The organism is Acidovorax sp. KPB24-03, assembly GCF_057546605.1.
In genome coordinates, this window is record NZ_BAAJYR010000187.1 from 1 (window position 1) to 6,907 (window position 6,907).

A 6,907-nucleotide genomic window follows, 5' to 3' on the forward strand; every position below is an offset into this window, starting at 1 on the left:
AGGCCTGCCGCGCGGAAGGCAGCAGCGGCGCGGGCGCTGTGCTGCCCGGCGACTGCGCCGAACTGCAGGCGCCCGGGCGCAGCTTCCTGGGCACGGCGCAGGAGCGCTGGCTGGATGCCGGCCTGGCCGCCGATGCACGCGGCGGCGGTGTGGGAAGCGCCAGCGGCGACGGCACCCGCTGGAGCGTGATCGCGCAGCAGACGCTGTTCTCGCCGCGCCACTACCCCTCCGGCGTGCAATCGACCGACAGCTGGGACGGCTACCCCGCCGCGCGCCAGCGGCTGCTGCAGTCGGTGGCCCGGCATGCGCCGCGCAACACGGTGCTGCTGGGAGGCGACATCCACCAGAACTACGTCTGCAACGTGATGGCGCCGACGACGGGGCCGCGCCTGCCGAGTCCTCCGTGGCCCCCACGGCCCGCGTGCTGGCCAGCGAGTTCTGCGGCACCTCGATCAGCTCGCGCTCGGGCACCACGCAGGACAAGGTGGACGCCATCGTCCGCCACAACCCGCACGTGCTGCTGGCGCGCTGCGACCTGCGCGGCTGGGGGCTGGCCGAGGTCACGCCCCGGCGCTGGACCACCACGCTGCGCACCGTGGACGACCCGCTGCGGGCCGACAGCGGCGCTTCCACCCTGGCCCGCTTCGTGGTGGAAGACGGTCGCCCCGGGCCCGTGCGCGAACTTTGATTTGCTACAAAATAGATAGCTAAATGGCCTAGTATTGATTGCGCCGGAGGCCAAAAAGACCAAAGGCGTCCAACGCAGGGGCCACCCACGCGCGCCGTTTCGGTAGCGGGGTGTAACACCCGCAGGCCAGGCCTGCACCCCGCATTACCATGGCGCCCACCACACCGGGAGACTCCATGACCCCCAAGCACCTGCCCGCCGCCCGGCTGGCCGCCCTCGCGGCTGCCGCCCTGCTCGCGGCCTGCGGCACCAGCCCCCGCCTGAACTACACGCTGCCCGACCAGCCCGAAGGCGCGTCCGGCTACACCGAGAAGCCCGGCTGGGCGACTCAGAAGTTCGCCGTGGCGGCCGCCAACCCGCTGGCCACCGATGCGGGCTACCAGGTTCTCCAGGCCGGCGGCTCGGCGATCGACGCCGCCATCGCGGTGCAGATGGTGCTGTCGCTGGTCGAGCCGCAATCGAGCGGCATCGGCGGCGGCGCCTTCCTGCTGCACTCGGCGGGCAGCCGGGTCGAGGCCTATGACGGCCGCGAGACGGCGCCGGCCGCCGCCACCGAGAACCTCTTTCTCGGCGCAGACGGCAAGCCCGTGCCCTTCTACGACGGCGTGGTGGGCGGCCGCTCGGTGGGCACGCCCGGCGCGGTGCGCATGCTGGAGCTGGCGCACCAGGAGCACGGCAAGCTGCCGTGGGCATCGCTGTTCCAGCCGGCCATCCAGCTGGCCGAGAACGGCTTCAAGGTGAGCCCGCGCCTGAACACCCTGCTGGCCAACGAAAAGTACCTGGCCCAGGACCCGGCCGCGCGCGCCTACTTCTTCGACGCGGCGGGCCAGCCCTGGCCCGTGGGCCATGTCCTCAGGAACCCCGAACTGGCCGCCGTGCTGAAAGGCATCGCGCGCAACGGCTCCAAGGCGCTGCTGGAGGGTGAAGTGGCGCAGGCCATCGTCGCCAAGGTGCAGGGCCACCCGACCAACCCCGGGCGCCTGGCGCTGGCCGACCTGGCCGGCTACCAGCCCAGGAAGCGCGAGGCGCTGTGCACGGACTACCAGGTGGCCTCCAAGGACTTTCGCCTGTGCGGCTTTCCGCCGCCCAGCTCGGGCGCGATCGCCGTGGGACAGATCCTGGGCATCCTGAAGAACACCGACGCCACCACGATGGCGCTGCAGGAAGGGCCCAAGGGCGCGGGCGACTGGCTGCCCAGCGCCGACTGGCTCTACCTGTACAACGAGGCCTCGCGCCTGGCCTTCGCCGACCGCGGCCTCTACGTGGCCGACCCCGACTTCGTGCAGCCGCCGGGCGGCAGCTGGAGCACCCTGCTCGCCCCCGCCTACCTCGCCCAGCGCGCCCAACTGATCGGCCCGCAGAGCATGAAGGTGGCGCAGCCCGGCAACCCCGGCGCGGTCCGCACCAGCCATGCGCCCATGCCCGACCAGATCGAGCACGGCACCAGCCACATCAGCGTCGTCGATGCCTTCGGCAACGCGGTGGCGATGACGACCACCATCGAAGACCAGTTCGGCTCGCGCCAGATGGTCAAGGGCTTCCTGCTGAACAACGAGCTGACCGATTTCAGCTTCGCGCCCAAGGACACGCAGGGCCAGCCCATCGCCAACCGCGTGGAGCCCGGCAAGCGCCCGCGCTCGTCGATGGCACCCACGCTGGTGTTCGACAAGCAGACCGGCCAGGTGGTGATGAGCGGCGGCAGCCCGGGCGGCGCGCTCATCATCCACTACACGGCCAAGACGCTCTACGGCATCTTCAACTGGGGGCTGATGCCGCAGCAGGCCATCAACCTGCCCAATTTCGGCTCGCTCAATGGCCCGACGATGCTGGAGGAAAAACGCTTCCCGCCGGCCACGGTGGAGGCGCTGCGTGCCCGCGGCGCCGAGGTGCGCGAGATGAACATGACCAGCGGCCTGCAGGCCATCACCCGCGCCGAGGTGCACGGGCAGCCGATGTGGCTGGGCGGCGCCGACCCGCGCCGCGAAGGCGTGGTGATGGGGGACTGAGCGCCCGCCCCTCAAAAAAAGAGCACCCTGCGGGTGCTCTTGGGCGTTGCGGCCCGGGGCTGGCCGCCGCGCCAGCGCCTACTGCTCGGCGATCACGTCCAGGAACACCAGCGGCTCGGTGCCGGTGTTGGTCAGCCCGTGCGATTCGCCCTTGCGCACGATGGTCACGTCGCCCGGCTTCACGGCCACGTCCACGCCGTCCTTGTCCTTGAAGGTGCCGCGGCCCGAGACGATGACGTAGGTGTCCTCGTTGCTGGTGTGCTTGTGGTAGCCGATGGAGTCACCCGGCTGCAGCGTGAGCCAGCTGATCTCCTTGATGGCCTGGTCCTTGAGTGCCTTGTCGCGCGTGAAGGCGTATTCGCCGGCCAGCGTGCCCTTGCCGCCGCCGGCGCCCTCCTTGTTGGCTTTCAGCAGCGCCTCCTTGGGGTACACCTCGGCCGACGCCGTCGATGCCACCCCCACCAGAGCGAATGCGGCGGCCAGCAGGCGGAACGTTTTTTTTCATGGGTTGTCTCCTTTGGAATGGTCGGGTGGCAGCGCGGGCCGCCGCAGCATGCGCGGCCCGTTCGGTGCCGATGCGATCTTATGCGCGGCCCCGCGCACACCGCACCTGCCAGCACCCCGGCGGGGTCCTGCGAAGCAGGCTTGGTATCAAAACAGGCCCCAGCACAATCAACACTAAGGCATATCGCTATGAAAACGATAGCAATCGAATCCCTGCCTCAAGCCGGTGCCTGGGCCGGCGCCACGGAGGCGCCCTGGATGCCGTGCCGCTCCAGCGCGGCCTGCACGAAGCCGCTGGCCTTGGCCTCCTCCACGAAGGCATGGAGCACGCCCGCCGCGGCCGCGCCCCGGCCCTTGGGCAGCCCCATGGCCTGCTGGATGACCATGAAGCGGCCCGGCAGCAGGCGCAGGCCGCCGCCCAGGCGCTGCGCATCGGCCTGCAGCTGCTGCTTGACGCCCGCGGCCACGTCGGCGCCTTCGGCCAGGAAGGTCTCCACGACGGCGGGCGACGTGGGGGCGCGCACCAGGGTGGCGGCCTTCATCTCGCGGCTCAGATAGAGGTCGTAGGCGCTGCCCTTGCCGACCACCACCCGGTGTCCAGGCCGGTCCACGGCCTCGTTGTCGCGCAGCGGCGAGTCCTCGCGCACCAGGTAGCAGCCTTCGATGAGCACGTACGGCGCGGTGAACGCGATGCCGGCGCCGCGCAGCGGGTCCACGGCGAAGAAGCCCACATCGGCCTGCTCCTGCGTGACGGCCTCGACCGATCGGCCGGCCGCATCGAACACGGCGAAGGCGATCGGCACGCCCAGGCGCTCGGCCAGGGCCCGCGCCAGATCGACGGACACGCCGGACGGGTCCGCTCCCGGCGCGCCGGCCTTGGCCAAAATGGGGTTGCCCAGGTTGATGGAGGCGCGCAGCACACCGGTGGGTGCAAAGGCCTGGAGGACGGCGGGATCGATGGACATGCGGCGAAGGACGGGGGGTTGAACGAAGGCCGAGCATCTTCCAGCCGGCGCGCCGTGTAAACCCCCGCGGCCGCCTGGCGGCGCAGCGCGTCAGGTGGCGGCGTCCTGCGGCCAGCGCACGGGCGGCAGGGCCTGCAGCGCGGGCCGGGCCAACAGGTAGCCCTGGAACAGGTCGATGCCCAGGCCGCGCAGGGTGTGCAGCTCGGCATCGGTTTCGACGCCTTCGGCCAGGGCCTGCACGCCCAGGTCATGGCACAGGCCCACGATGCCGCGCACGATGGCTTGCCGCACCGGGTGGCGGTCGACGCCGCGCACCAGGGCCATGTCGATCTTCAGCAGATCGGGCTGGAAGTCGGCCAGCAGGTTCAGGCCCGCGTAGCCCGCGCCGAAATCGTCGATCGCGCTCAGGAAGCCGTGGCGGCGGTAGGCGTGCAGGATGCCCTGCAGGTGCGCCTTGTCCAGCAGGTTCTCGCGCTCGGCGATCTCGAAGATGATGCGCTCGGTGGGAAAGCCGCAGCGCTGCGCGGCCTGCAGCGTGGCGCGGATGCAGGCCTCCGGCTGGTACACGGCGTTGGGCAGGAAGTTGATGCTCAGCCGGCAGGGCATGCCCAGCGCCGCGGCCAGTTCCACGGCCTTCACGCGGCAGGCCTGATCGAAGGCGTAGAGGTTCTGCTCGGTCACCCGATCCAGGATGGTCTGGGCCGAACTGCCGTCCAGCCCCCGCACCAGCGCCTCGTAGGCGTAGACGCTGCGGTCGCGCAGATCGACGATGGGCTGGAACGCCATGGTGAACTCGAAGTCCAGCGCCTGGCCGTCGCGGCAGGCGGCGCAGGCGGCGCAGGCGGGCGAAGATGCGGTGGCCGAAGAGGCGGCGTGGAGGGAGGCGGGCTGATTCATGACAGCGATGGGCCACGGGCAATGGCGGGGCGGCGATCGAGCCGACAGCTTACGCGCATCTTGCGGCACATCGGTCCCGCGCGCGTCCCGTGACCCACCGGGCCGCGAGGGCTTTGGCGCCCGCGCCGCTCCTTCAGGCGGCCTTTGCGCGCACGACTGCGGGGCCCGGCGCACCGCACCGGGCCCCTCGCCGCGCTCTTCTTCTCTCCCCTCTCTCTCTTGGTTCCTGCGGCTGCGCGCCGGCTCTCGGCCGTGTTCGCTCGCTCGCGCTCGTTCACCCGTCACGCCACCACGTGCACCAGTTGCATCATTCCCAGGTCTTCGTGGTCGAGCGCATGGCAGTGCCATACGAACTGGCCATGGAAGTCGGTGAACCGCATGCGGAAGGTGATGCTGCCCATCGGCGGCACCGGCAGCGTGTCGGCCCAGTACGGGTCGACCGGCTCGCCGTTGACCCGGACCACATAGCTGTCGTTGACGTGGATGTGGAACGGGTGCGGGTAGCGGTTGAGGTTCTGGATGGTCCACTCCTCCACCGCGCCCAGCGCCACCGTCTGCGTGGCCGTGAGCGACGACTGGAACGGCGACAGCCGGGCCTGCGGCGAGGCGTCGCCGGACGAGAACACGGTGTCGGTGAAGCCGTCGACGCCGTCCGACAGCGGGATGAACCAGCCCTCCCCCGCCGGAATGGGCTGGGCCAGGCGCTCGCTCGTCTTGGGCAGTACGGCCAGCACCAGGCTGCGCTGCTTGCCGCCATGGGCCGCCAGTTCCTCATCGGTGATGGGCAGGTGCTCGGCATAGCGCGGCAGGCGCGCGGGCTGGGGCAGCGGGGTGGACAGCGGCGTTCCCTCCACCACGATGCGCGCGACGATCTCGTCCTGCGACTCGCTCGACGGCGCCTTGACCGAACGCAGGTAGTACGTGCCGGGCACGTCGCTGGCCTTCACCACGATCGAATGGCGGTTGCCGGGATACAGCGCGTTGCCGGGCCAGTGGGCGTTGTCGAATTGGTCCGAGGTGGCCGCGTTGATGGGCTTGAAACGGCGGTTGAACACGTTGCCGTCCTTGGCATACGCCCAGAGCGTATGGCCGTCCAGCACGGGGTTGAACGGGTAGAACGAAGCCGTGTTGACGAAGTGCCACTGCTGCACCTCGCCCGGCCGCATCACGATGGTGGGCTGGTAGGCGCCGTTGAGCAAAAAAGCCCGACGACGCGGTGCGGATGGAGTCGTAGAACGATTCCGTTTTGCCGTCGTCGGTCAGGTTGACCTTGTGCACGTGGATCGCGCGCTCGCGGATGTCCGGCGTGTCGATGAAGGTGTCCTGGGGGTCGTGAATGAGGATGGCGCCGAACATGCCGCTGGAGACCTGCACGTTGGACGACCCGTGCAGATGGGGGTGGTACCAGTAGATGCCGTTGGTGTGGTCGGCCGGGATGGCCACCTCGTGCTGGCGGCTGGCCCCCGGGAGCACGCCGGCCTCGGCGATGTCCACCACGTAGTCGCCGAACACGCCGGGGCGGATCTCCCGCGGATCGACGTGCAGGCCGTGGAAATGCAGGTTGGTGCTGTTCTGGTGGTTGAGGTAGTCCAGCGAGGACTGGCCCTTCACGTTGGCCGGCAGTTCGTTCACCAGCCGGATGCGCAGCGTGTCGCCGGGCTGCAGGTGCAGCGTGGGCGCCATGTACTGGCCGTTGAAGCTGCGCAGCGCGGTCTGCACCGTGCGGGCCACGCCCGGATAGGCCGGCGGCTGCGATCCCGCGATGCGCAGCGGCTGCGCGCCGTAGCGGGCGAACAGGTCCAGGCTGAGCTGGCCGCCGGACGACGTCAGCGCGGCGGGCTCGGGCA

5 protein-coding genes and 2 pseudogenes are annotated in these 6,907 nt (G+C 70.3%); 2 read left to right on the top strand and 5 right to left on the bottom strand.

Annotated elements, in window-relative coordinates; all coding sequences use genetic code 11:
* A pseudogene (locus AC27KI_RS16545) lies at positions 1-688 on the top strand (alkaline phosphatase D family protein); the annotation flags it as partial.
* A 176-nt stretch (positions 689-864) separates the two neighbouring features.
* Positions 865-2,694: a gamma-glutamyltransferase family protein gene (locus AC27KI_RS16550; RefSeq protein WP_487114799.1), complete on the top strand. Its 1,830-nt coding sequence runs from the start codon at positions 865-867 to the stop codon at positions 2,692-2,694.
* Between the two features lie 78 nt (positions 2,695-2,772).
* On the opposite strand, the gene AC27KI_RS16555 is transcribed toward AC27KI_RS16550, so the two are convergent.
* The 5 genes and pseudogenes from AC27KI_RS16555 to AC27KI_RS16575 all read right to left on the bottom strand — a co-directional run.
* Positions 2,773-3,150 (bottom strand): cupin domain-containing protein, encoded by a 378-nt coding sequence (locus AC27KI_RS16555; RefSeq protein ID WP_487114801.1) that lies wholly within the window; start codon positions 3,148-3,150, stop codon positions 2,773-2,775.
* A 266-nt stretch (positions 3,151-3,416) separates the two neighbouring features.
* On the bottom strand, positions 3,417-4,163 hold the full coding sequence (locus AC27KI_RS16560; protein ID WP_487090600.1) for a transporter substrate-binding domain-containing protein: 747 nt from the start codon (positions 4,161-4,163) through the stop codon (positions 3,417-3,419).
* Positions 4,164-4,253: 90 nt separating this feature from the next.
* Positions 4,254-5,060, bottom strand: a complete 807-nt coding sequence (locus tag AC27KI_RS16565) for an EAL domain-containing protein (protein WP_487114803.1) — start codon at positions 5,058-5,060, stop codon at positions 4,254-4,256.
* 281 nt (positions 5,061-5,341) lie between these two features.
* Positions 5,342-6,259 carry a multicopper oxidase family protein gene (locus tag AC27KI_RS16570; protein WP_487090602.1) on the bottom strand — a complete coding sequence of 306 codons (918 nt, stop codon included), beginning with the start codon at positions 6,257-6,259 and terminating at the stop codon, positions 5,342-5,344.
* Positions 6,260-6,443: 184 nt separating this feature from the next.
* Positions 6,444-6,743: pseudogene (locus AC27KI_RS16575) on the bottom strand (multicopper oxidase domain-containing protein); the annotation flags it as partial.
* Positions 6,744-6,907: the final 164 nt, after the last annotated feature.